The sequence below is a fragment of the Pseudomonas algeriensis genome, from assembly GCF_048847255.1.
GTDB lineage: Bacteria > Pseudomonadota > Gammaproteobacteria > Pseudomonadales > Pseudomonadaceae > Aquipseudomonas.
In genome coordinates, this window is sequence record NZ_JBKKRK010000003.1 from 204,188 (window position 1) to 226,572 (window position 22,385).

22 protein-coding genes and 3 tRNA genes are annotated in these 22,385 nt (G+C 59.5%); 7 read left to right on the top strand and 18 right to left on the bottom strand.

The window, feature by feature from the left end; translation table 11 throughout:
- Positions 1 to 91 precede the first annotated feature (91 nt).
- From clpP to ACLK1G_RS06230, 5 genes are all read right to left on the bottom strand, one after another.
- Positions 92 to 733, bottom strand: a complete 642-nt coding sequence (gene clpP, locus ACLK1G_RS06210) for an ATP-dependent Clp endopeptidase proteolytic subunit ClpP (protein WP_003183177.1) — start codon at positions 731 to 733, stop codon at positions 92 to 94.
- Between the two features lie 92 nt (positions 734 to 825).
- Positions 826 to 2,136, bottom strand: a complete 1,311-nt coding sequence (gene tig / locus ACLK1G_RS06215) for a trigger factor (protein WP_420764630.1) — start codon at positions 2,134 to 2,136, stop codon at positions 826 to 828.
- 414 nt (positions 2,137 to 2,550) lie between these two features.
- Positions 2,551 to 2,635, bottom strand: a tRNA-Leu gene (locus ACLK1G_RS06220).
- Between the two features lie 58 nt (positions 2,636 to 2,693).
- A tRNA-His gene (locus ACLK1G_RS06225) sits at positions 2,694 to 2,769 on the bottom strand.
- Positions 2,770 to 2,809: 40 nt separating this feature from the next.
- Positions 2,810 to 2,886 (bottom strand) — tRNA-Arg (locus ACLK1G_RS06230).
- A 281-nt stretch (positions 2,887 to 3,167) separates the two neighbouring features.
- Here ACLK1G_RS06230 and folD point away from each other — a divergent pair.
- Together folD and pbpG are read left to right on the top strand one after the other, a co-directional pair.
- Positions 3,168 to 4,022, top strand: coding sequence for a bifunctional methylenetetrahydrofolate dehydrogenase/methenyltetrahydrofolate cyclohydrolase FolD (gene folD / locus ACLK1G_RS06235; protein WP_420764631.1), 855 nt, complete (start codon positions 3,168 to 3,170; stop codon positions 4,020 to 4,022).
- 325 nt (positions 4,023 to 4,347) lie between these two features.
- Complete coding sequence (gene pbpG / locus ACLK1G_RS06240; protein WP_420764632.1) at positions 4,348 to 5,286, top strand: D-alanyl-D-alanine endopeptidase; 939 nt, start codon at positions 4,348 to 4,350, stop codon at positions 5,284 to 5,286.
- A 51-nt stretch (positions 5,287 to 5,337) separates the two neighbouring features.
- On the opposite strand, the gene ACLK1G_RS06245 is transcribed toward pbpG, so the two are convergent.
- The 3 genes from ACLK1G_RS06245 to ACLK1G_RS06255 all read right to left on the bottom strand — a co-directional run bounded on the left by ACLK1G_RS06245 (position 5,338) and on the right by ACLK1G_RS06255 (position 6,499).
- On the bottom strand, positions 5,338 to 5,541 hold the full coding sequence (locus tag ACLK1G_RS06245; RefSeq protein ID WP_420764633.1) for a DUF6021 family protein: 204 nt from the start codon (positions 5,539 to 5,541) through the stop codon (positions 5,338 to 5,340).
- 99 nt (positions 5,542 to 5,640) lie between these two features.
- Positions 5,641 to 6,318, bottom strand: coding sequence for a peptidase C39 family protein (locus ACLK1G_RS06250; RefSeq protein WP_420764634.1), 678 nt, complete (start codon positions 6,316 to 6,318; stop codon positions 5,641 to 5,643).
- Between the two features lie 10 nt (positions 6,319 to 6,328).
- Positions 6,329 to 6,499: a hypothetical protein gene (locus ACLK1G_RS06255; RefSeq protein ID WP_420764635.1), complete on the bottom strand. Its 171-nt coding sequence runs from the start codon at positions 6,497 to 6,499 to the stop codon at positions 6,329 to 6,331.
- Positions 6,500 to 6,540: 41 nt separating this feature from the next.
- Here ACLK1G_RS06255 and ACLK1G_RS06260 point away from each other — a divergent pair, with 41 nt between their 5' ends.
- The gene (locus tag ACLK1G_RS06260; protein ID WP_420764636.1) at positions 6,541 to 6,705 is read left to right on the top strand and encodes a hypothetical protein; all 165 of its coding nucleotides are present in this window, start codon (positions 6,541 to 6,543) and stop codon (positions 6,703 to 6,705) included.
- A 198-nt stretch (positions 6,706 to 6,903) separates the two neighbouring features.
- Here the strand turns inward: ACLK1G_RS06260 and ACLK1G_RS06265 are convergent, their stop codons facing one another.
- Together ACLK1G_RS06265 and ACLK1G_RS06270 are read right to left on the bottom strand one after the other, a co-directional pair.
- Positions 6,904 to 7,653 (bottom strand): TerC family protein, encoded by a 750-nt coding sequence (locus ACLK1G_RS06265; RefSeq protein WP_420764637.1) that lies wholly within the window; start codon positions 7,651 to 7,653, stop codon positions 6,904 to 6,906.
- 27 nt (positions 7,654 to 7,680) lie between these two features.
- Entirely contained in the window at positions 7,681 to 7,944 is a 264-nt protein-coding gene (locus tag ACLK1G_RS06270) for a hypothetical protein (RefSeq protein WP_420764638.1), read from the bottom strand.
- 136 nt (positions 7,945 to 8,080) lie between these two features.
- On the opposite strand from ACLK1G_RS06270, the gene nhaR reads away from it, so the two are divergent.
- On the top strand, positions 8,081 to 8,977 hold the full coding sequence (nhaR, locus tag ACLK1G_RS06275; protein ID WP_420764639.1) for a transcriptional activator NhaR: 897 nt from the start codon (positions 8,081 to 8,083) through the stop codon (positions 8,975 to 8,977).
- Here nhaR and ACLK1G_RS06280 read toward each other — a convergent pair.
- Entirely contained in the window at positions 8,974 to 10,134 is a 1,161-nt protein-coding gene (locus ACLK1G_RS06280) for an MFS transporter (RefSeq protein ID WP_420764640.1), read from the bottom strand. The genes nhaR and ACLK1G_RS06280 overlap by 4 nt on opposite strands.
- A gap of 280 nt (positions 10,135 to 10,414) precedes the next feature.
- On the opposite strand from ACLK1G_RS06280, the gene sstT reads away from it, so the two are divergent.
- A complete protein-coding gene (sstT, locus tag ACLK1G_RS06285) occupies positions 10,415 to 11,647 on the top strand; it encodes a serine/threonine transporter SstT (protein WP_420764641.1) in 1,233 nt (410 codons plus the stop codon).
- Between the two features lie 78 nt (positions 11,648 to 11,725).
- On the opposite strand, the gene ACLK1G_RS06290 is transcribed toward sstT, so the two are convergent.
- The gene (locus tag ACLK1G_RS06290; RefSeq protein WP_420764642.1) at positions 11,726 to 12,235 is read right to left on the bottom strand and encodes a DUF1993 domain-containing protein; all 510 of its coding nucleotides are present in this window, start codon (positions 12,233 to 12,235) and stop codon (positions 11,726 to 11,728) included.
- 129 nt (positions 12,236 to 12,364) lie between these two features.
- On the opposite strand from ACLK1G_RS06290, the gene ACLK1G_RS06295 reads away from it, so the two are divergent.
- Positions 12,365 to 13,012: a YceH family protein gene (locus tag ACLK1G_RS06295; RefSeq protein WP_420764643.1), complete on the top strand. Its 648-nt coding sequence runs from the start codon at positions 12,365 to 12,367 to the stop codon at positions 13,010 to 13,012.
- Between the two features lie 6 nt (positions 13,013 to 13,018).
- Here the strand turns inward: ACLK1G_RS06295 and ACLK1G_RS06300 are convergent, their stop codons facing one another.
- Positions 13,019 to 13,840, bottom strand: a complete 822-nt coding sequence (locus ACLK1G_RS06300; RefSeq protein ID WP_420764644.1) for a shikimate 5-dehydrogenase — start codon at positions 13,838 to 13,840, stop codon at positions 13,019 to 13,021.
- 245 nt (positions 13,841 to 14,085) lie between these two features.
- Here ACLK1G_RS06300 and ACLK1G_RS06305 point away from each other — a divergent pair, with 245 nt between their 5' ends.
- On the top strand, positions 14,086 to 14,436 hold the full coding sequence (locus ACLK1G_RS06305; protein WP_039589121.1) for a hypothetical protein: 351 nt from the start codon (positions 14,086 to 14,088) through the stop codon (positions 14,434 to 14,436).
- Between the two features lie 85 nt (positions 14,437 to 14,521).
- Here the strand turns inward: ACLK1G_RS06305 and ACLK1G_RS06310 are convergent, their stop codons facing one another.
- The 5 genes from ACLK1G_RS06310 to ACLK1G_RS06330 form a co-directional block, all read right to left on the bottom strand.
- Positions 14,522 to 16,042 carry a nucleobase:cation symporter-2 family protein gene (locus tag ACLK1G_RS06310; protein ID WP_420764645.1) on the bottom strand — a complete coding sequence of 507 codons (1,521 nt, stop codon included), beginning with the start codon at positions 16,040 to 16,042 and terminating at the stop codon, positions 14,522 to 14,524.
- Between the two features lie 138 nt (positions 16,043 to 16,180).
- The gene (locus tag ACLK1G_RS06315) at positions 16,181 to 17,002 is read right to left on the bottom strand and encodes an arylamine N-acetyltransferase family protein (RefSeq protein ID WP_420764646.1); all 822 of its coding nucleotides are present in this window, start codon (positions 17,000 to 17,002) and stop codon (positions 16,181 to 16,183) included.
- Between the two features lie 115 nt (positions 17,003 to 17,117).
- On the bottom strand, positions 17,118 to 17,912 hold the full coding sequence (gene xth, locus ACLK1G_RS06320; protein ID WP_420764647.1) for an exodeoxyribonuclease III: 795 nt from the start codon (positions 17,910 to 17,912) through the stop codon (positions 17,118 to 17,120).
- Positions 17,913 to 17,982: 70 nt separating this feature from the next.
- On the bottom strand, positions 17,983 to 20,559 hold the full coding sequence (locus ACLK1G_RS06325) for a bifunctional diguanylate cyclase/phosphodiesterase (RefSeq protein WP_420764648.1): 2,577 nt from the start codon (positions 20,557 to 20,559) through the stop codon (positions 17,983 to 17,985).
- A gap of 200 nt (positions 20,560 to 20,759) precedes the next feature.
- Positions 20,760 to 22,331, bottom strand: a complete 1,572-nt coding sequence (locus tag ACLK1G_RS06330) for a sensor domain-containing diguanylate cyclase (RefSeq protein WP_420764649.1) — start codon at positions 22,329 to 22,331, stop codon at positions 20,760 to 20,762.
- Between the last annotated feature and the right edge of the window lie 54 nt (positions 22,332 to 22,385).

Here is a 22,385-nt window from a genome sequence, read left to right on the forward strand (position 1 = left end):
CGATAGGCTTGCAACACAAGATGAAGGCAATTGCGGGCTTTTTCAAGCCCGCAGGCGGCCGGTCATCCCAACCACCTGCATTTTGAGCGGCTTAGGCAGGCATTTGACGCTTGTTGATCACAGAGTCGATCAGACCGTATTCGGCCGCACGCTCAGCGCTCATGAAGTTGTCACGCTCGGTGTCACGCTCAATGGTTTCGAGGCTTTGGCCGGTGTGATGGGCCAGCAACGAATTCAGGCGCGAGCGAATATGCAGAATTTCCTTGGCATGGATATCGATGTCCGACGCCTGGCCCTGGAAGCCGCCCAATGGCTGGTGGATCATCATGCGCGAGTTAGGCAGGCAGTGGCGCTTGCCCGCTGCGCCGCCGGCGAGCAGGAACGCACCCATGCTGCAGGCTTGGCCGATGCAGATGGTGGACACGTCAGGCTTGATGAACTGCATGGTGTCGTAGATCGACATGCCCGCAGTCACCGAACCGCCGGGAGAGTTGATGTACAGATGGATATCCTTGTCCGGGTTTTCCGCCTCAAGGAACAGCAACTGCGCCGCAACCAGGTTGGCCATGTAGTCTTCGACGGGGCCGATCAGGAAGATGACGCGCTCCTTGAGCAGGCGCGAATAGATGTCATAGGCACGTTCGCCACGGGCGGACTGCTCGATAACCATAGGGACCAGGCCGCCTGCGGCCTGGATGTCAGAGCTCTGCTGATAAAAAGAATTGCGGGACATGTCTCGCAGTCACTCCCAAATAGTTATGTCTTGAATACGCATAAGCCAGCGCGAAGGCTGGCTTATGGTGTGTATTTCTTACCGCAGAACCATCAATCGGCTTGTGGAGCTTCCACCGGCTTGACCGCTTCTTCGTAAGAGACCGCTTTGTCGGTCACGCTAGCTTTCTGCAGAACAGTATCCACAACTTGTTCTTCCAGCACAACCGAACGGACTTCGTTCAGCTGCTGCTCGTTCTTGTAGTACCAGGACACCACTTGCTCAGGCTCTTGGTAGGCCGAGGCCATTTCCTGGATCAGCTCGCGCACGCGGGCTTCGTCAGGCTTGAGTTCGAATTGCTTGACCACTTCGGCGACGATCAGGCCCAGTACCACGCGGCGCTTGGCCTGCTCTTCGAACAGCTCGGCCGGCAGTTGGTCTGGCTTGATGTTGCCGCCGAACTGTTGAACGGCCTGTACGCGCAGACGGTTCACTTCGTTGTCCAGCAGGGCCTTTGGCACTTCGATCGGGTTGGAAGCCAGCAGACCGTCCATGACCTGGTTCTTGACCTTGGACTTGATGGCCTGGCGCAGCTCACGCTCCATGTTCTTGCGAACTTCGGCGCGGAAACCTTCCAGGCCGGTTTCCTTGATGCCGAATTGAGCGAAGAATTCTTCGTTCAGCTCAGGCAGCTTCGGCTCGGAAACACTGTTGACGGTCACGGTGAACTCGGCGGCTTTGCCAGCCAGGTCCAGGTTCTGGTAGTCCTCGGGGAAGGTCACGTTCAGGACGCGCTCTTCACCGGCCTTGGCGCCAACCAGGCCGTCTTCGAAGCCTGGGATCATGCGACCCGAGCCCAGCACCAGCTGGGTAGCCTTGGCGGAACCGCCAGCGAATACTTCGCCGTCGACCTTGCCGACGAAATCGATGTTCAGCTGGTCTTCGTTCTGGGCGGCACGGTCGGTCGCTTCGAAGCGGGTGTTCTGCTTGCGCAGGATATCCAGCATCTTGTCCAGGTCGGCGTCCGAAACGTCGGCGCTCAGGCGCTCAACGGCAATGGATTCGAAACCGGCAACGGTGAACTCAGGGAACACTTCGAACGTGGCGACGAACTCGAGGTCCTTGCCTTTTTCCAGCACTTTAGGCTCGACGGAAGGAGCGCCAGCCGGGTTCAGCTTCTGCTCGACCACTGCTTCGTAGAAAGAAGACTGGATCACGTCGCCCACGGCTTCCTGGCGCGCATCAGCTTCGTAACGCTGACGGATCACGCTCATTGGCACTTTGCCTGGGCGGAAACCTGGGATTTTGGCCTTTTGGGCAGTCTGCTGCAGACGCTTGTTGACCTGAGTCTCGATACGCTCAGCTGGCACGGTGATGCTCATGCGGCGCTCAAGAGCAGAAGTATTTTCAACAGAAACTTGCATGGATATTCCTCGTTGCACAGACGTTGGCCGGGCGTTTCCGACCCCAGAATCAAGGGCATGCATTCTAGTAGGTCAAACTCAAGAAGTCACCCTACTGAAAACGCGCGGGAAACAGGCGCCGGGTTTAGAAGCGGAGCAATCAGTCATGCCCCGCCCGGTTTGCAAATAAAGTCGATCCTCGCCAGGGCTCTGCACGGCGCTTCTATATATAGAAGCGCCGCCCTCGAGCACTTGGCGTAAGGCCTCCACGAAAAGACCGACGGACATGCCAAGCATCATCACGAAACACAATCGCGACGAATCGCCCTGTGCCCGCATGAAAAAAAACCGGACATGAGTCCGCGAATAAAACAAAAACGGCGCAGCCCTTTTCAGGTTCTGCGCCGTTCTCTGCTAATTAAATAGCGACTTGTATGGTGCGGACGGAGAGACTCGAACTCTCACACCTTGCGGCGCTGGAACCTAAATCCAGTGTGTCTACCAATTCCACCACATCCGCGTATCAAGCTTTTAAAGCAAAGGCGCCAGACTGTTAAATCTGGCGCCTTTCTAGAATATGGGGTGGACGATGGGGATCGAACCCACGACAACGGGAGTCACAATCCCGTGCTCTACCAACTGAGCTACGCCCACCATATTGCCTTGTTGCCTTACTTGTGCCAAAGCTGCCTAATGGCGCACCCGGCAGGACTCGAACCTGCGACCATCCGCTTAGAAGGCGGATGCTCTATCCAGCTGAGCTACGGGCGCCTTTTTAATCTGTATTCTTGGACGATTACAAACTAAGTGCTTTCAGTTTTACCGAGTTGAAACATCCAACTCCGCTCCACCTTCTTAACCAGTGCTAGGCTGTGCCCGACAAGTGCGACGAATGTTATAGACGGCCCGATAGGTCGTCAACTCTTTTTTAAAAAAAATTCATTTAATTAAAGGGGTTAGGGGAATTTACAGACCAAGCGCCTTTGCCCTCACGCCTCGGCATGCGAGAATGCGCTCTCTTTTTTTCCCCTCTCGATGGTTAACCACGCGCAATGACTGCACAACTTATCGACGGCAAATCGATCGCCGCCAGCCTGCGCCAGCAGATCGCCCAACGAGTCACCGAGCGCCGCCAGCAAGGCCTGCGCACGCCCGGCCTTGCGGTGATCCTGGTCGGCAGCGATCCTGCCTCTCAGGTTTATGTCTCGCACAAGCGTAAAGACTGTGAAGAGGTCGGCTTCCTTTCCCAGGCCTACGACCTGCCTTCCGAAACCACTCAGCAAGCGCTGGCCGATCTGATCGACCGCCTGAACGACGATCCGAACATCGACGGTGTTCTGCTCCAGTTGCCGCTGCCTGAACACCTGGACGCCTCCAAGCTTTTGGAACGTATCCGTCCGGACAAAGACGTCGACGGTTTCCACCCTTATAACGTCGGCCGCCTCGCCCAACGCATTCCATTGCTGCGCCCCTGCACGCCCAAGGGCATCATGACCTTGCTGGAAAGCACCGGGGTGGATCTTTACGGGCTCGATGCCGTGGTCGTGGGCGCCTCCAACATCGTCGGTCGCCCCATGGCGATGGAATTACTGTTGGCTGGCTGCACCGTCACCGTGACCCACCGCTTCACCAAGGACCTGGCCGGCCACGTCGGCCGTGCCGATCTGGTGGTGGTTGCCGCCGGCAAGCCTGGCCTGGTCAAAGGCGAATGGATCAAGGAAGGCGCCATCGTGATCGACGTGGGCATCAACCGCCAGGACGACGGCAAACTGGTAGGCGATGTGACCTACGAGACCGCCCTGCCCCGCGCCGGTTGGATCACACCGGTTCCCGGTGGCGTCGGCCCGATGACCCGTGCCTGCCTGTTGGAAAACACGCTGTACGCGGCCGAGACGCTGCATAGCTGATAAAGGCCTCGACGCAACCTGTGGGAGCGAGCTCGCTCGTGATAGCGGTGGACCAGCCAGCATATCCGTTGACTGAAACCTACCTATCGCGAGCAAGCTCGCTCCCACAGTGTTTTCAGCTGCCAACATCCGATCCAACCCGTGACGCTCGAATTACATTTTTTTCAGATTCGATTCGCCAGAATCCCCGTCCATTAAACTTTATTTATTCAAGCGTCCCGGTGGCAGCGGCATCTGGCGCTGTCATCGCCCATACTCATAAAATGCGGCGCTTTTTCAACACGCCCCGCTCAACGGCACCCTTAACTCAATCGAGTCTACTCGCGTGAAAATCCGTCTTTCGATCATCAGTCTGTTTTTCGCCTTTACAGGGACTTTCATCGCGCACAACGTCAGTGCCCAGGAAACCATCGCTGCTCCACGGGACACTTCCAAACTGCAAGTCGCATCCGGCAGCGCCATCCTGTTGGACTTGCAGACCGACAAGGTGGTGTATTCCAGCAGTCCGGATGTCGTGGTGCCGATTGCATCGGTAACCAAGTTGATGACCGGCCTGATCGTGCTGGACGCCAAGCAGAACCTGGATGAATACATTTCCATGACCATCGCGAACACACCGGAAATGAAAGGCGTGTTTTCCAGGGTCAAGCTCAACAGCGAACTGTCCCGCCGGGATACGTTGCTGATCGCATTGATGTCGTCGGAGAATCGAGCCGCCGCCAGCCTTGCCCATCATTACCCAGGCGGTTATGCGGCGTTCATCGCGGCGATGAACGCCAAAGCCAAGGCCCTGGGCATGACCAGCACCCATTACGTTGAACCCACCGGCCTGTCAATCCACAACGTGTCGACGGCCCGGGACCTGACGAAGCTGCTGATCGCCGCGCGCAAATACCCCTTGCTGAGTGAGCTGAGCACCACCAAGGAAAAGACTGTAACGTTCCGCAAACCGGTCTACAGCTTGGGCTTTCGCAACACCGATCACCTGGTGCACAAGGCCAATTGGGATATTCAACTGACCAAGACCGGCTTCACCAATCAGGCGGGTCACTGCCTCGTATTGGTGACCAAGATGGGCAATCGTCCGATGGCACTGGTCATCCTCGATGCGTTTGGCAAATACACCCACTTCGCCGACGCAAGCCGCATCCGTAGCTGGGTCGAGACCGGAAAAAGCGCCAGCGTCCCGGCTGTGGCCTTGCAATACAAAGCCGCTAAGAACCTCAAGAGTCGCCAGAGCGGTGTGGTGGAAGCGTCTAAATAAGGCGCGATACATCACACATGAATAGCCCCGACTCGTCGGGGCTATTTGCATTCAGGGCTTCAAATCACCCAGCGGATCATAAGGCCGGGAAGAAGGCGGTTCCTCGTCGTCCTCATCCTGGGGTGCCTTGGCCGGCCCTATCGGATCGACCTGGGGATCGTCGAGGTCCGGAGAGTCGGGATCGAATCCCAAGTCATCGTCACCGGACGAATGTTCGGAAGAATGCGGTCCCGAAGGTGTTTTCGATTGTGCCATTGCTGCCTCCTTGGATCATGGCCTGGAAACTCCAGGCCTTGACGGTAAGAACCCGAGGCACGCCGGGTCGTGCCCGCCAGGTGACGAACGGGGCAGCGCTCAGCGGGCGGTGCCCAAAGCCTTGGTGGCGCGCGCGGCTGCCTGTTCCTGCCCTGCTCCGGCCAACTCATCGGCGGCCTTCAACCAGCGCTTCGAATCGACATTGGCCGGCAACTGCCCCGGTTGCTGGACCAAGACTGCCCAACCGCCAGCGCCTTTGAAAGCCGATTCGAACGCACCGAAACTCATCGAGGAGCGCCGATTCATCCCTGAACGCAGCAGTACCGTGCGCTTGTGCCGGTTATAACCCACGAGGATTGCGTAGCGCGGCTCAGCCCAGAACGCCGAGCCGTCGGTATAGCGCAGCAACACCGGATAACCGGCAGCCACCTGTTCGAGCAACGCGCCAAGCTCAGCCTCCAGGGGATACACCACCAGCCCATGTTCACGTGCCAAGGTTTGCAGGTTCTGCTGTAAACGGCCCTCGCCGCCGGGCAGGTGCAGCGGCTTCTCCAACAACCCAGGGGTAGTCACTGTGCCTTGCAACGTCAATAGGGCCGCCAGGGATTGCGGCGCGCCCTGGAACATTTCGCCACGAAAGAACGGCACGCTGTTGAGTTCTACCCGTTCAGGCAGTCGCTTTACTTGCGGCGACACACTTCCCGCGCATCCCGCCAGAGCGGCGAGACACGCCGTCGCGAATACCAGTGATCGAAAAGATGAAATTACTGGCAACATGATGACTCTCTTATTCAGACAGCCCCGGCATCAAGGCCGGGCTTGGGCCGACGATGATAAGACGCGTGCCGGCCCGGGTATAGCCATAAGCGACAGTTTCGACACCGTGATAGAACCAACCGATTCTTTGCACATGCAAGATATCGACTGCCCGTAACACTTGAGCGACTAGACTGTCCATTGTAAGAGTGCATTGCCCGGTCTGGGCAGAAGGAGGCACAGATGAGCCTGATGACGACTATTCTGATGCTGGTTTTCGGCTGGTTGAGCGTAGCGGCAGCCATGTTGTGGGGGGTGTTGCGAATCGCCCGTCGCCACCATCCCGCGCCAAGACGAGAAATGCAGCAGACCACTAAATCTTCCAGGCGCCACGCCACCGCGCACTAGGGCCTGCAGAAATGTGTTCGCGAAGGCCAGACAACGCGAAACGGGGCGAGGAAGCGCAGTGTCCTGAAGTACATGAGCATTCCGAACCTCGTTCAACGCAGTCCGGGCGAGTGCGGATACGTTTCGTATAGGGCCTAGAGGGTCACCATGAAAAAAGCCGCCCGGGCGTTAACCCGGGCGGCTTTTGTCTGCCTTGGATCAGGCTTCGTCGACCAAGACCTTCTGCTTGGCGCGACGGGACATCATGTTCAACACCTCGATAGCCGCCGAGAAGGCCATGGCCGCGTAGATATAGCCCTTGGGCACGTGGGCACCGAAGCCTTCCGCGATCAGCGTCATGCCGATCATGATCAAGAAGCCCAGAGCCAACATGACCACGGTGGGGTTGTCGTTGATGAATTTCGCCAGCGGCTCGGCGGCCAGCAGCATCACCAATACCGAGACCACGACGGCAATAATCATGATCGGCAAGTGCTCGGTCATGCCCACCGCCGTGATGATGCTGTCGATGGAGAACACCAGGTCAAGCATCAGGATCTGACCGATCGCAGCGGCAAACCCCAGGGTCACGCCGGAAGTGGCCGACTTCGGATCATTGGGCGCCGGGTCCATGCTGTGATGGATCTCGGTGGTCGCCTTCCATAACAGGAACAGGCCGCCGGCGATCAGGATCATGTCCTTCCAGGAAAACGCCTGGCCGAGAATCTCGATGACAGGCTCCGTCAATTGCACGATGAAGGCGATGGTGCTCAGCAGACCCAGGCGCAGGATCAACGCCATGCCGATGCCAATCCGCCGCGCCTTGGCACGGTGTTGCTCGGGCAACTTGTTGGTCAGGATCGAAATGAAGATCAGGTTATCGATGCCGAGCACGATTTCCATGACGACGAGGGTTGCCAGAGCAATCCAGGCGGTGGGGCTGGCGGCGAGCTGTAACAGATAATCCATGGGTCAGTCCTGACTCGATTTGACGGGTTAGAGGGTGTGGGTAGCGGGTTCGGATTCTTCAGCGTCCTTCTCCGGCGCTTTCTTGGGGCTGATCAGCCCGCCGGTGGCGTCACTGAGGGCTTGCTCGGCGGCCTTGTGCGTATCGTCGATGGCCTGCTTGGCCGTTTCGACAGCTTGCTCCTTCAACTGCTCGGCCAATTGTTGGGCGCTTTTTTCCGCTTGTTCGCAGCCCACCAGGGCCATCGAGGAAAATGCCAGCAAGGCTGCAAGCCCCAGGGTTCTATACGTCATGCACATTGCCTCTCAGAGAATAGACGGAGCACGAAAGATGGCTCACCGATGGCCCGGAATTCTAGAGAGGGAAATACTTCAGGAAAATTCGTATTTTCAGCGGCTATACTTCGGTTTTTGCGAAGCGGCGAGAATCATGCTCAATTATCGACAGCTGCATTATTTCTGGGTCGTGGCGAAAACCGGCAGCATCGTGCGGGCCTGCGAGCAACTGAACCTGACGCCGCAAACCATCAGCGGGCAAATCTCATTGTTTGAACAGACCTACAACATCAAGCTGTTCCGCCGAGTCGGACGCCAGTTGGAACTGACCGAGGCCGGCCGCCAGACGCTGCCTTACGCCGAGCACATGTTCCAACTGGGCGGCGAACTGGAGCTGATGCTGCGGGCTCAACCCAACGAGCAGCAAACGCTGTTCCGGGTCGGGGTGGCGGACGTCGTGCCCAAATCCATCGTTTATCGGCTGTTGGCACCTACCATGGAATTGAGCGAGCCGCTGCGCATTACCTGCCGGGAAGACAAGCTCGAACGGCTATTGGCTGACCTGGCGATCCAGCGCCTGGATCTGGTGATTTCCGACAGTCCGATGCCAAGTCATCTGGATATCAAGGGCTACAGCCAGAAACTGGGGGAATGCGGAATCAGCTTTTTCGCCACCCCGGCGTTGGCCGAACATCATGGGCAGGACTTCCCCCACGGCCTGCATGACGCCCCGCTGCTGATCCCCGGGCCGGAGACAGTCGTGCGCAGCCGGCTGCAACGCTGGTTCGCTGAACAGCAGATCCAACCGCGCATCGTCGGTGAATTCGATGACAGCGCATTGATGCAGGCGTTTGGGCAATCGGGCAGCGGGATCTTCATCGGTCCCAGCGTGATCGCTGAAGAAGTCCAACAGCAATACGGGGTACAGGTGATCGGCCAGACCGATGCGGTGAGCGAGTCTTTCTACGCCATCTCCGTGGAGCGCAAGGTCAGCCACCCGGGCATCGTCGCGATCGCCGAGGGGGCGCGGCGCGAGCTGTTCAGCGCTTAGTGCTGCACACAGGCGGCGCGGGGCTTGAACGTCATCAGCAACAACGCCAGCAGGATCGACACCAGAATGAACCCGGCCGCGGCGAAACCGACCTTGCCCAGCCCAAGGGTATCGATGACCCGACCGCCAACCATCGCGCCCAGGCCTATACCCAGGTTCGCCCCCGCGATATTCAGCGACGCGGCAAAGGCCGGAGCTTCTGGTGCGGCCTTCATCAGCCGGACATGGCTGACCAAAAACAGCGCCGCCTGGGTCACGCCCCATATGCCAAGGGCGGCGGCCAGCCCAAGAGTCGAATGGATTCTCGGCACCAGCGCGACCATGCCGCCGATCATGAACAGGCAGAACACCATCGAGGCGATCAAGGGATGCCGGTCCACCGCGCGACCGCCCAGGGAATTGCCGAGCAGGCCTACCGCGCCGAAACCCATCAGGCACCAGCCCACCAGCGTGCCATCGAAGCCGGCCAGGCGTTCAAGGATATCCGCGAGGTAGGTGTAGGCGGTGAACATGCCGCTGAACACCAGGATCGACAACAACACATGCCCTTGCATCAACGGGCTGTGCAGGATCTTGAATTGCGAGCGAAAGCTCACCTGGTGTTGATGCAGATTTGTCCTAGGCAAGTAGATGAACAGCAGCAGCGCCTTGGCGAACGCAATGACGGCCAGGATCGCAAAGGCGCTTCGCCAGCCGAATGCATCGCTGATCAGTGTACCCACCGGGATACCAAACACCGTGGCGCAGACGATACCGAAGCCGATCCGGGCGATGGCCCTCCCGGCGAACTGCGGCCCGACTATGTCCACTGCCGTTTCGCTGGCCAATGCCCAGAACACAGGCAAGCCTAGGGCCGGGATCAATCGGGCAACTGCCATGACCCAGATGTTGGGCGCCAGCGCCGCCAGGGTGTTGGCCAACGCGAACATCACCAGCACGCTGATAAACAATTTGCGCCGTTCAACCCGGGCGAACCAGGCGGTGAGGAACGGCCCGAACGCCGCGACAGTAAACGCAAACAACGTCACTAACAGCCCCGCCTGGGGAATGGTGACGTGCAGGTCGCGGGCAATGGAAGGCAGCAGGCCGACGATGATGAATTCCGTGGTCAACACCGTAAAACCGGCGGCGGACAACAGGAAAATGGGTAACAGCATGGGCGACTCCGGGGAAAACGACGACACCAGCGATAGCCATAGGCCCGCTGGCGGTATTGAAAAGTGAGAAGGACAAAGCCTACCAGAATGTGCCCGTCAGAAAAACGTGCTCAAACATGGGGGTGACGGATCGTCACGGGTCCGTCAGATTTTTCGTCGGGCTGTGATAAAGTCCGCGACCTGCAAACGCTCTACCTTCTTTCGGTCCCGTCCATGTGGCCTGCCGGCTTATAGCCCCGTTCGGCTGACCGTTACACATAAAAAAATCAGAGATACCGTTATGACAGCTGTCTCCCCTTCTCCATTGCACCGCCTCAAAAGCACTGGCCTGGTCACGCAGATCATTATTGGCCTGATCGCCGGTATTGTCCTGGCATGGCTGGCGCCGGACCTGGCGAAATCCACTGAATTCATCGGCAAGGTTTTTGTGTCCGCGCTCAAGGCGGTGGCACCGATCCTGGTGTTCGTGCTGGTCATGGCCTCGATCGCCAACCATAAGCACGGCCAGGAGACCCATATCCGGCCGATCCTGTTCCTTTATCTGTTGGGTACTTTCGCGGCCGCGGTGGTCGCGGTCATCGCCAGCACGCTGTTTCCCTCCAGCCTTGTGCTGAGCACCCAGGACGTTGCGGTCACCGCACCGGGTGGCATCAGCGAAGTGCTGCAAAGCCTGGCGTTGAGCGTCGTTGACAACCCGGTCCGTGCATTGATGACCGGAAACTTCATCGGCATCCTGGCCTGGGCCATCGGCATGGGCATCGCCATTCGCCATGCCGGCCAAACCACGCGCACTGTGCTCGAAGACCTGTCCAACGGCGTGACCGTGATCGTGCGCCTGGTCATCCGCTTCGCCCCGCTGGGGATTTTCGGGCTGGTGGCCTCGACGCTCGCCACTTCTGGCTTCAGCGCCCTGCTCGGCTACCTGCATCTGCTGATCGTACTGATCGGTTGCATGCTGTTCGTGGCGCTGGTGGTCAACCCACTCATCGTGTTCTGGAAACTGCGTCGCAACCCTTACCCGCTGGTGTTTACCTGCCTGCGTGAAAGCGGCATCACCGCGTTCTTCACCCGCAGCTCCGCGGCGAACATCCCTGTGAACCTGGAGCTGAGCAGACGCCTCGGCCTGCATGAGGATACGTACTCGGTTTCGATCCCACTGGGTGCGACCATCAACATGGCGGGCGCCGCCATTACCATCACGGTCCTGACACTGGCCGCCGTGCATACCCTGGGTATCGTGGTGGATATCCCCACCGCCGTGCTGCTCAGTGTCGTTGCCGCCGTCTGCGCTTGCGGTGCTTCCGGGGTCGCGGGCGGGTCGCTGTTGTTGATTCCCCTGGCGTGCAGCCTGTTTGGCATTCCCAGCGAAATCGCCATGCAGGTGGTCGCCGTAGGGTTCATCATCGGCGTGCTGCAGGATTCGGCTGAAACGGCGTTGAATTCGTCCACCGATGTCTTGTTCACGGCGGCGGCTTGCCTGGGTGAAGAAGAGCGGGCGCGGGGCGCGGCGTAAACGCTTGGTGGCCTGACAGCCAGCCATAAAAAGCCCGGGACGGCTCCACCGCCCCGGGCTTTTTCATGCCTGCGGGAGTTAGAACGCGCCCATGTAATCGCGCTTGCCTACTTCCACGCCATTGTGACGCAACAATGCATATGCGGTGGTCACGTGGAAGAAGAACTGCGGCAAGCCGTAGGTCAGCAGATAATTCTGGCCAGTGAAGCGTTTTTCCTTCGGCGTGCCCGGACGGGTCACGATTTCGATGCCTTCCTTGCCGTCGATCTGCTGGGCATTGATGCCATCGATGAAAGCCAGCACCTTGGCGATCAATGCCTGCAGATCAGCGAAGGTGGTCTCGCTGTCGTCATACTTCGGCACTTCGATCTCGGCCAGGCGCGCGGACACGCCCTTGGCGAAGTCCACGGCAATCTGCACCTGGCGTACCAACGGGAACATGTCCGGGAACAGGCGCGCTTGCAAGAGCGCGTTCGGATCGATGTTCTTGGAGGTGGCGTGGGCCTCGGCCTTGTTCAAAACATCGCTCAGGGCATTGAGCATTTGCTTGAAAACCGGGACGGAGGCAGCGTACAGGGAAATAGTCATGGCGATCTCATGGAGTAATGGAAGGAAACGAATCAAACGTGGGCGATTATAGCCACGGCTTGTTGCGCACCTTGTCTTTTATTGCGCAAGGATTAGGCTAGGCGGCTTCCACAGCATAGGGAACGCGCGATGAGCATCGAAGAACAAAGCCCGGCCGAAGAACCGCGGCTCAACAGCACGGAAATCCGCATTCTTGGCGCCCTGATCGAAAAGCAGGCCACCAATCCCGAGACTTACCCCCTCACCCTCAACGCGCTGGTGTTGGCTTGCAACCAGAAAACCAGCCGCGAACCGGTGATGAACCTCAACCCGGGGCCAGTCGGCCAAAGCCTGCGAGCCCTGGAAGGACGTGGTTTCACCCGGTTGGTGATGGGCAGTCGCGCCGACCGCTGGGAGCACCGGGTCGACAAGGCGCTGGAACTGGTGCCGGCCCAGGTGATCCTGATGGGATTGCTGTTCCTGCGCGGCCCGCAAACCGTCAATGAGCTGCTGACCCGCAGCGGCCGTATGCATGATTTCGAGGACACCGAGCAGGTGGTGCATCAGCTGGAGCGCTTGATCGCTCGTGGCCTGGCGTTGCTGGTGCCGCGCCAGGCCGGCCAACGGGAAGACCGTTACATGCATGCCATGGGCGACCCGGCAGACATCGAGGCGATCCTCGCCGCGCGTCACCAGCCGACCGAACGCAGCGCGGCCGGCGGCGTATCGCTGGAGCGTATCGAAGAGCTAGAAGCGCGAATCGCGGCGCTGGAAGAACGGCTGGCACGATTGGAATGACAGGGCCTACACCGCTCGGGCAAACGCCACGGCCTTGTCGAATTGTTCCAGGTTGGGCCGAACGCCGGTGTACAGGACAAACTGCTCCAACGCCTGGATCGCAATGACCTCAAGGCCAGTGATCACCCGTTTGCCTTCCGCTCTGGCATGCACGATCAACGGCGTTTCCGATGGAATCGCCACGACATCGAACACAGTGTCGGCGGCAGCGATGGCGGCGGGCTCGAATGCCAACAGGTCCGCTTCCGCCCCGCCGGTCATGCCGATCGGCGTGACGTTGATGAGCATCTGCGGCCGTCGGTCACCCAACTCGGCTTGCCATTCGTAACCCAGCGTGTCGGCCAGCGCGCGGCCGGTGGTTTCGTTGCGGGCAACGATCAAGCCGTTTGTATAGCCGCCGTCGCGCAAGGCGCTGGCGACTGCCTTGGCCATGCCACCGCTGCCGCGCAAGGCAAACGTTGACTCCTTGGGCACGGCATGGCTTTGCAACAGTTGCGCGATGGCGATGTAGTCCGTGTTGTAGGCCTTCAAATGACCATTGGTATTGACGATGGTGTTGATCGACTGGATGGCAGCGGCGGAAGGATCCAGCTCATCGACCAAGGCAATGCAGGCCTCCTTGAATGGCATCGACACACCGCACCCGCGGATACCCAAGGCACGGATACCGCCCACGGCCCCGGCCAGGTCCTGGCTGGTGAACGCCTTGTAGTAGAAGTTGAGCCCCAACTGCTCATACAGGTGATTGTGAAAACGCAGGCCGAAATTGCCCGGGCGCCCCGATAGCGACATGCATAGCTGGGTGTCTTTGTTGGGGTTCATCTGCATGTGCGTCTCCTTCAAGCCACTTTCGGATGGACGGGAGTGTCGTCCCGACCGGTTCATCGATGATCAGACACCGTGCGCAGCGAACCGACTCGGTGTTCGTAAAAAAAATCTGTCGCAGACCTTACACAACCTTTACCCAACAGCGCCGCAAATCCTGGGAAAATCGCTGTCATAGCAAGTATCCCCGCGCCCTTATTCGGGTCTGTAGCAGGCCACAGGCGCCGGGGTCGGAACGAGGAAACGCCATGAAACGCAAACTCCCTATCATCGCCCTGCTCGTGGGGGCACTCGCGGTCACCGGCCAGGCATCCGCCCATGGTCGCGGTGGTTGGGAGGGGCCCGCAGTGTTCGGCGCCATCGTCGGCTCTGCCATTGTCGGCTCCGCGCTCATCAACCGAGACCGGCCGGTTTACGTACAACAGCCCGTCTACGTTCAGCCACAGCCGGTCTACGTGCAGCAACCTCCACCGGTCTACTACCAGCCACAGCCGGTGTATATCGAGCAGCCGATCTATTATCGCCCGGCCCCGGTGTATTACGGGCCACCGAGGGGCTATTACTACGGTCCGCCACGTGGGCACTACGGGCGCTGGTAAACGGCCCCTCTAAAGCGAAACAAAAAAAGCAGCCTGTGATTGATCATCACAGGCTGCTTTTTGTTGGGCTGGGGTTTCGCCAAGGCTAGACGTGCTCACCGCTTTTCAATCGCACCGGGCCATGATCCCCAGTGGGATGCTCAGGTGCGGCTACGACGGGGATTTCGTTACCGTCGCAGTCGTGCAACTTGCCGTCGCTGAAATAGTCACCCTCCCGTAGCGCCGCCAGGTCCTGATAACGCAGCACCCGCTCGGTGCCGGCGGCGAATACCGATTGTTGATCGGAGTTGCCGGTGGTGAAGTGGTTGAAGGCCAGGTTCAACATGATGGCCATGATGGCCGATGAGCTGATGCCGGAGTGAAAGATCGTCGCGAACCAGCTCGGGAAATGATCGTAGAAGTTCGGTGCGGCGATGGGAATCATGCCGAAGCCAATGGACGTGGCGACAATGATCAGGTTGACGTTGTTGCGGTAATCGACCTTCGACAGCGTCCGGATTCCGCTGGCGGCAACGGTACCGAACAACACGATACCAGCGCCTCCGAGCACGGAGGTCGGCACGGCGGCGATTACCCGGCCCATGAAGGGCAACAGCCCAAGCACCACCAGGAACACACCCCCTGTCGCCACCACGAAACGACTCTTGATTCCAGTCACTGCCACCAGGCCGACGTTCTGGGCAAAGGCGCTCTGGGTGAACGATCCGAAGATCGGCGCGATCATGCTCGACAACATATCTGCTCGCAGGCCGTTGCCCAGACGCCGGGAATCGACCTTGGTGTCGATAATCTCGCCCACTGCCAGGATATCGGCCGAGGTTTCCACCAGCGTCACCATGATCACGATGCACATCGACAGAATCGCGGCGATATGAAAGGTCGGCATGCCGAAGTGAAAAGGTGTCGGGAAGCCGAACATTGGCCCCTCACCCACTGACGAAAAATCGGCCATGCCGAGGAACACCGCGATAACCGTACCGATGACCATCGCCAGCAGGATCGATAACCGCGAAATCGTCGCGCTGCCCATCTTGCTCAGCACCAGTACCAATACCAGGGTCACCGCGGCCAGGCCAATGTTGGCCATGCTGCCAAAATCCGGCGCATGGCTGTTGCCGCCCATTGCCCAGCGTGCCGCCACCGGCATCAACGTCAGGCCAATGGTGGTGATGACGATGCCGGTCACCAGAGGTGGGAAAAAACGCGTGATGCGGGAAAACACCGGCGTGATAAGCAGGCCGATCAAGGAGGCGGCAATCACCGCGCCGAGGATGGCCTGGAAGCCGCCCTCCCCACCGGTGCCGACAATTGCAACCATGGTTGCGACGCCGGAGAACGAAACGCCTTGGACCAGCGGCAGTTGGCAACCAAAAAACGGCAGGCCCAGGGTCTGCAACAACGTCGCCAGCCCCCCTGCAAACAACGAAGCCGCGATCAGCAGACCGATGTCGGCCGGGGACAACCCGGCCGCCTGGCCGATGATCAACGGCACCGCGACGATGCCACCGTACATGGTCAGGACATGTTGCAGGCCGTAAGCCATATTCGCGCCGACCCCGAGGTTTTCGTCCTCGGGCCGTGGGAGTGAAACATGGGGCGTTTTCATGGTTCGGGGGTTCCCTGTTTTTTGTTATGCGCACACTGTATTCAAAAGTCAGGACAAATGTCCATAGAGTTGTATACAACTTGTTGCGCATCCGTCGCTGACAGGGAATGCAATTGCTAAACCAAAACGCTCAAGGCATCACACCAACAGCCCTTCGATTGCGGGTCGCAGCAGTTCCCGGGGCGGCACCGTGAGACTGAATTCATTTTCCAGCAACGTGATCAGCTCATCCGCGTCGTTGATGGTGCGTCGTTCACTTTCGTGCCCGATCCGGTGCACGGCATAGCTGTTGCCGTTGAGCGTCCTACGGAGTCCCTCACCGGTACGGGCGACCATCAGCCTTCCCATGAACGGTGATTCGGGATGGGAGCAGACGTACCAATTGCCCACGGTATAGTCGATTTCCTCCTGGCGTTGCAGGTCGAAAAGGTACATCGGGCGCCATTCATCGCCGACCTGGGCGCGCAGCAGGTAGCCATCCGGGTTGACGTCGATGCGATACGGCTCATGGGGCGTGTGCTGGATATCGCGGCTATCCAGCAAAAGCGGCGCGGTGGGCACCATACCGCCGAAACCGACGTCGGTGATATAGCGCACGCCACTGAGCGTCACCACGCTCAAGCGATGGGTGCGCGCTGTCCAGGCGCCCTCGGCGGCGTTCATCACAACGCGTCCAGTGATGCCCTGGGCATCAAAGCCCAGGGTTTGCAACAGCGCCAGGAACAACTGGTTGAGTTCATAGCAATAACCGCCACGGCCCTGTTCGAAAACCTTCCGCTCGACGGATTCAAGGTCGATGGCGACCGGCTGGCGCAACAGTGTCGAGAGGGTTTCGAAGGGAAACTCGGCCGTATGGCGCCCTTGAAGCTGACGCAGCGTTTCCAGCGTTGGAGGCGGCGCCGTGTCGAAGCCCAGGCGTCGTAGATAGCGACCGGTGTCGCTCAGTCGAGGTTGGCTCATGGGGATGTCCTTTCCTGTCAAGGCAGGGCTTTGGGTTAGCGCGCTGCGATTGGGCAGGTATAAGGCATTTCCTTCCTACGGACAAATCCCACGAATGTCTGATCCGCTCGCCCCTTCAGCGTCGCTTGCGCGAAGACAAGCGAATCCATGTAGGCGCATGGTCACTGGGATGCTCCTGGTTCCTGACCCAGGCATCCACGCCCGCGTCGCTCAGGTATGCACTGGCCACGGGGTTGAGCAGCAGGTGATCGATGCGCAGCCCGGAGTTCTTTTGCCAATGCTGGCGAAAATAGTCCCAGAACGTATAGATCCGCTCTTCTGGGTAGAGGTGACGCAGGGAGTCCGTCCACCCCTGGTCCAGCAGTCGTTGGTAGCACTCCCGGCTTTCGGGCTGCAACAACGCGTCCTTGAGCCAGGAGCGTGGGTTGTAGATATCCATGTCGGTTGGCACCACGTTGTAGTCCCCAGCCAACACCACCGGATGATCACTCGCCTGGAGTGCCTGCGCATAGTCGATCAGGCGCTCGAACCATGCCAGCTTGTAGTCGAACTTCGGACCGGGCTGGGGATTGCCATTGGGCAAATAGAGGCAGCCCACCAGCACTCCATGCACCGCCGCCTCCAGATAACGACTGTGACTGTCTTCCTCTCCTCCTGGCAGCCCGCGTCTACTCTCCAGGGGTTGCGCATCACGGGCCAGGATCGCCACACCGTTCCATGAAGCCTGGCCATGCCAGATCGATCCATATCCCACCGACTCCAACTCGGCGGCGGGAAAGTCCTTGTCCGCAGCCTTGAGCTCTTGCAGGCAGGCAATATCGGGTTTTTCCCGCTCCAGCCATTCCAGCAGGTTAGGCAACCGCGCCCGAATGCCGTTGATGTTGAATGTCGCGATCCGCAGGTTCTTCATGGGCGAATAATTCCTGAATGCCAAGACATAGTTGTGACCGGCGACAGGCCCTGGGGGTTGCAACCGTTGCTCAGGAACCGGTTCTTGACACGGACTGGCTGCTTTCAAGCAAGGCAGCAAATGCCTGCTTGTCGATTGGCCGGCTAAGGAAATAGCCCTGCACTTCGTGGCATTCATCGGTGCCCAATGAACCCAATTGGGCCAGGGTCTCCACGCCCTCCGCCGTGACGGTCAAGCCCATCGCCTTGCCCAGGTTGATAATCGCCTGGACCACGGCGCGGTCGTTGCTGCTGTTGCTCATCGAGGCAATAAAGCGCTTGTCGATCTTGATGCCGTCGAACGGGTAGGTTCGCAGGTAGCCGAGGGATGAGTAGCCAGTACCAAAATCGTCCATGTTCAAGCGCACCCCCAATTCCTTGAGCGCATTCATCACCTGGAGCGCGCCATCCACGTCGTTCAGCATGACGTTTTCGGTGATCTCGAGCTCCAGGCGACTCGCCGGGAAGTGGGTTTCGATCAATACCTGGCGGACATCCTCGACCACATCGCTGCGTTCGAATTGCGCCGGTGACAGGTTGACCGAAACCATCAGCGATCCCGGCCAGGTGAGCGCGGTTTCGCACGCCTCGCGCAGTACCCAGCGCGACAGCGGGACGATCAGGTCGGTTTGCTCGGCCAGCGGAATGAAGGCATCGGGGCTCAACAGACCCTGGGTTGGATGTTGCCAGCGCACCAGCGATTCCACCGCGACGATCTCCTGGCCGTCGACCGTGTAGCGAGGCTGGAAATGCAGGATGAATTCGTTGTTCTTCACCGCTTGGCGCAGGTCGTTTTCCAACTGACGACGATGCTGGATCTGATCGTTCATGTGCGAGGCGAAATAGCACCAGGTCTTTTTACCCTCGGACTTGGCCTGGTACAGGGCTATGTCGGCGCAGCGGATCAACTCGCCTGGTACGTAGCCTTGGCGTCGGCTCACGGCAACGCCGATGCTCGCACCAATGTGCAGGGAATGGGACTCGTAGTGGATCGGTTGCTGCAGGCTGTCGATGAGCCGCGTACAGAATCGGTCGATTTCAGTGGAGTGCTCCACGCCACTGAGCACTATCACGAACTCATCCCCTCCCAGGCGCGCCACCAGGTCCTGCTCACGCGTGCTGTCGCGCAGGCGCTGGGCGACTTCCAGCAACACAGCATCGCCCGCCGCATGGCCCAGGGAATCGTTGATCGGCTTGAAGTTGTCCAGGTCCACCATCAGCAGGGCCAACGGCGCGGAATGCTCCTTGGCGATCAACGCGTCGTCCAGGTGTCGCGCCAACTTGTTGCGATTCGGCAGTCCGGTCAGCGCATCATGCAGCGACAGATGCTGGACTTGAGCGTGGGCGGCCACCTCATCGGTGATGTCGCTGGCCGTGCCGCGATAGCCCGTCACGGTTGCCTTGTCCTGGATCGGTCGCGCCGAGACCCGACAGAATCGCAATTGCCCGGAATGATCGCGGTAAGAGCAGCGCAGGTTGCTGGCGTTCTGTTCTTCGACCAGGTTGCCCAGCCAGGAAGCAATGGGCAGGGTGTCGCAGAACAGCAACTGCTCGATCTCCTGGCCCAGCCACTGCTGGTCGGAAAAACCCGTGACGACATTAAAGCGAGCCGATAGATAGGTGATGCGTTGCTGGCTGTCGATCTCCCATATCCAGTCGGACGCCGCCTCGGCCACGGCGCGAAAACGTTCTTCGCTGGCCTCGAGCGCTTGTTTCGATTTTTCAAGGCTGTCGTAGCTGGCGTCCACCTGTCGAGCCGTGCGCATGGCATACCGGAAAAAATAGGCAGTGAGCAACGCCAGGATCAGCAATGCGCCTCCCAACGGCGGAGCCAGTGACCACAGCAAATGCTGGCCCGGCCGCTGCAGCTGCGATATCAAGCTGTAGCCGGTACTGTCCAACGGCACCGCGGGCTGGCCGGGCTCCAATGTGGTGTCTTTCACCAGGTTCAGGTCGGTCAGGCCGTAACCCATGCCCACCTTGCGCAGTTTCACCGGCGTCAGTTGGTCGACGAACAGGAGGATCGACGTCTCCCTGGCGTTGACCTGGGGACGTTCGTCGTTGGGCACAATCACCGAAGCCGTGACGACGGCCGGCCAGCCTTCGAACAAGGTGTAGCGGATCATCGGCCTGGTCAGGTCAGGTTGTGCCTGGAGCTCATCCACGAGGTCCTTCAGCGGCATATTCATGAACGCCGCCGCGTCTGCCTGGACCTGCTGGCCCCGCACCACGGCATATTTGGTGCGCTCACGGTCAATGACAAACACACCTTCTAGTTCATCGTTGGTGAACAGGGTCTTGCCCATGTTCTGGTCGGCATAGGCCCACTGCACATCGACCTCGCCGCTTAGGTGCTCGTAGGCAGTGGTCCAGTAGGCGTAGCTGGTGATGTAGTTTTTCGTGGCTGTGATGCGATTATCGAGGGCACGCTGGATATAGAAGCGGGTCTCATCCACATCCTGTGCATCCAGCTTTTGCGCGATGTTGAACAGCGCGGCGACGGCCACCAGAACCCCCAGGACAAACAACACGCCAAGGGCCGCCACCAGGCGACGGGTGATCGGCGTATGACGCGAGACATCAGAGGGGGTATCGGCAGTGGTATCCATTGACCTGTTCCTATCCTTTCGGCGCTGGCTTCGCCGTGCAAAGGTCACGGCGTGAACCGCATCGGACCGTTGCGCTTTCTTAACCTTAGCAGCCATCGTCCAGCCAGATGATGAGCCCACAAGATTTGACGAAAGGGCCCACGCCTAGCCTGCATGTTGACCAATGGACCGTTATCCGCCGCCGATGATTCCAACGGATCTCAACGGTCGGAACGCTCCAGCGCATCCAGCGCGCCTTCCCTGGATAGGACCGCGACACAGTTGCGACCGCTGTGCTTGGCCTGATAGAGCGCAGCGTCCGCCCGTTGGATAAACACTTCGGTACTGTCCAGGCTGCTCGGCACGAAGGCATAGCAGCCGAGGCTGACCGTCAGGTAGCCAGAGGGGGAAGCGGAGTGGCTGATGTGCTTGTCGATGACACAGCTGCGGATCTGCTCGGCCAATGCCATGGCACCGTGCAGGTTGGTTTCGGGCAGCAGGACGGCGAACTCCTCGCCGCCGTAGCGCACCGCCAGGTCGGCCTTGCGATGACAGCAACTCTTGAGCACCTTCGCCACCTCGGCCAGGCAGTGGTCCCCCGCAACATGCCCATAGGTGTCGTTGTAGCGTTTGAAAAAATCGATGTCGAGCATGATCAGGCTCAGGGGGCTGCGCTGGCGAGCGCCTCGCCCGAATTCGATGTCCAGGGCACGTTCGAATAAACGCCGATTCGCCAGGCCGGTCAGGCTGTCGTGGGTGGCGATCAGCTCCAGCGCTTCCTGGGCCTTGCGCAAGTCTGCCTCGATCCGCTCGCTGTTGCGCACCTGGCGCACGAAGACCCAACCAAACAGGCAAACGCCCAACACCACCAAGGCCACGATAAGGCTGGACTGGAACGCCCTGTCGTACCAGCCCGCCAGGATCGCTTGTTCGGACATCGCGGCGGTCACCATCAGCGGATAAGCCTGCAGATGCCGGTGCCCATATAACCGGACGATGCCGTCGGGCGCCGGGCGGAGCACCGTATCGCCGGCGCCCATGCTTGCGTGCTGGTGTTCGTAAACGTACTCATCGGCAAGCGGACGACCGATCTGTCCCTCATCGAAAGGACGACGCGCCAGCAACGTACCGTCGGACAGCGCCAAAGACATTTCGCCTTTGGCGTCGAGACTGAAGCTTTTAAAGAATTGATCGAAATAGGACATCTTGATGCCGGCCAGCAGCACGCCCTGGAAGTTGCCCTTCTGGTCGTTCAATCGACGGGAAACCGGAATGATCCATTCACCGTTCTGTCGGCTTCGAACCGCTGGGCCGACGTGGGCGATCAGCGAGGCGTTCTGCTGGTGGAACTTGAAATAGTCCCGATCGGCCACCCCCGCCCCCCTGTGCAGGTGTTCGAAAGAAGTAATGATCCACTGGCCGTTCTTGTCGAACAGGAACAGACCATGCAACTGCTCCAGGGACTGCACCCGCCGGGCAAACGTCTGGTGCAGGCGCGGTCGTGTCGACGGACCGAACCCGTCGTTTTGAATCCAGTCGGCCAGGCTGGCAAGCGCCAGGTCGGCTTGCAGGAATGTGTCCTGGGCCTGTTGGGCCATGGCCCGGGTGAGGTTGGCCGAAGCGAGGCGCGCCGACTCCAGGTCATGCCGACGGGACTGCTCCAGTTGCAAGAAGAGCAAACCGCAGAGGCACAGGCACACGGCTGCGATGAACATCACTGCGGCCTTGAGCAAAGGCAGGCGTTTCAAGGCACCGCCAGGCGCATGGTTCGGATCGTGGATGGGGATAGGCAAGCGAAATCCTGGGGAGGGCAAAACAGTGAGCGAGTCGCTCAAAAGCCCCCAATA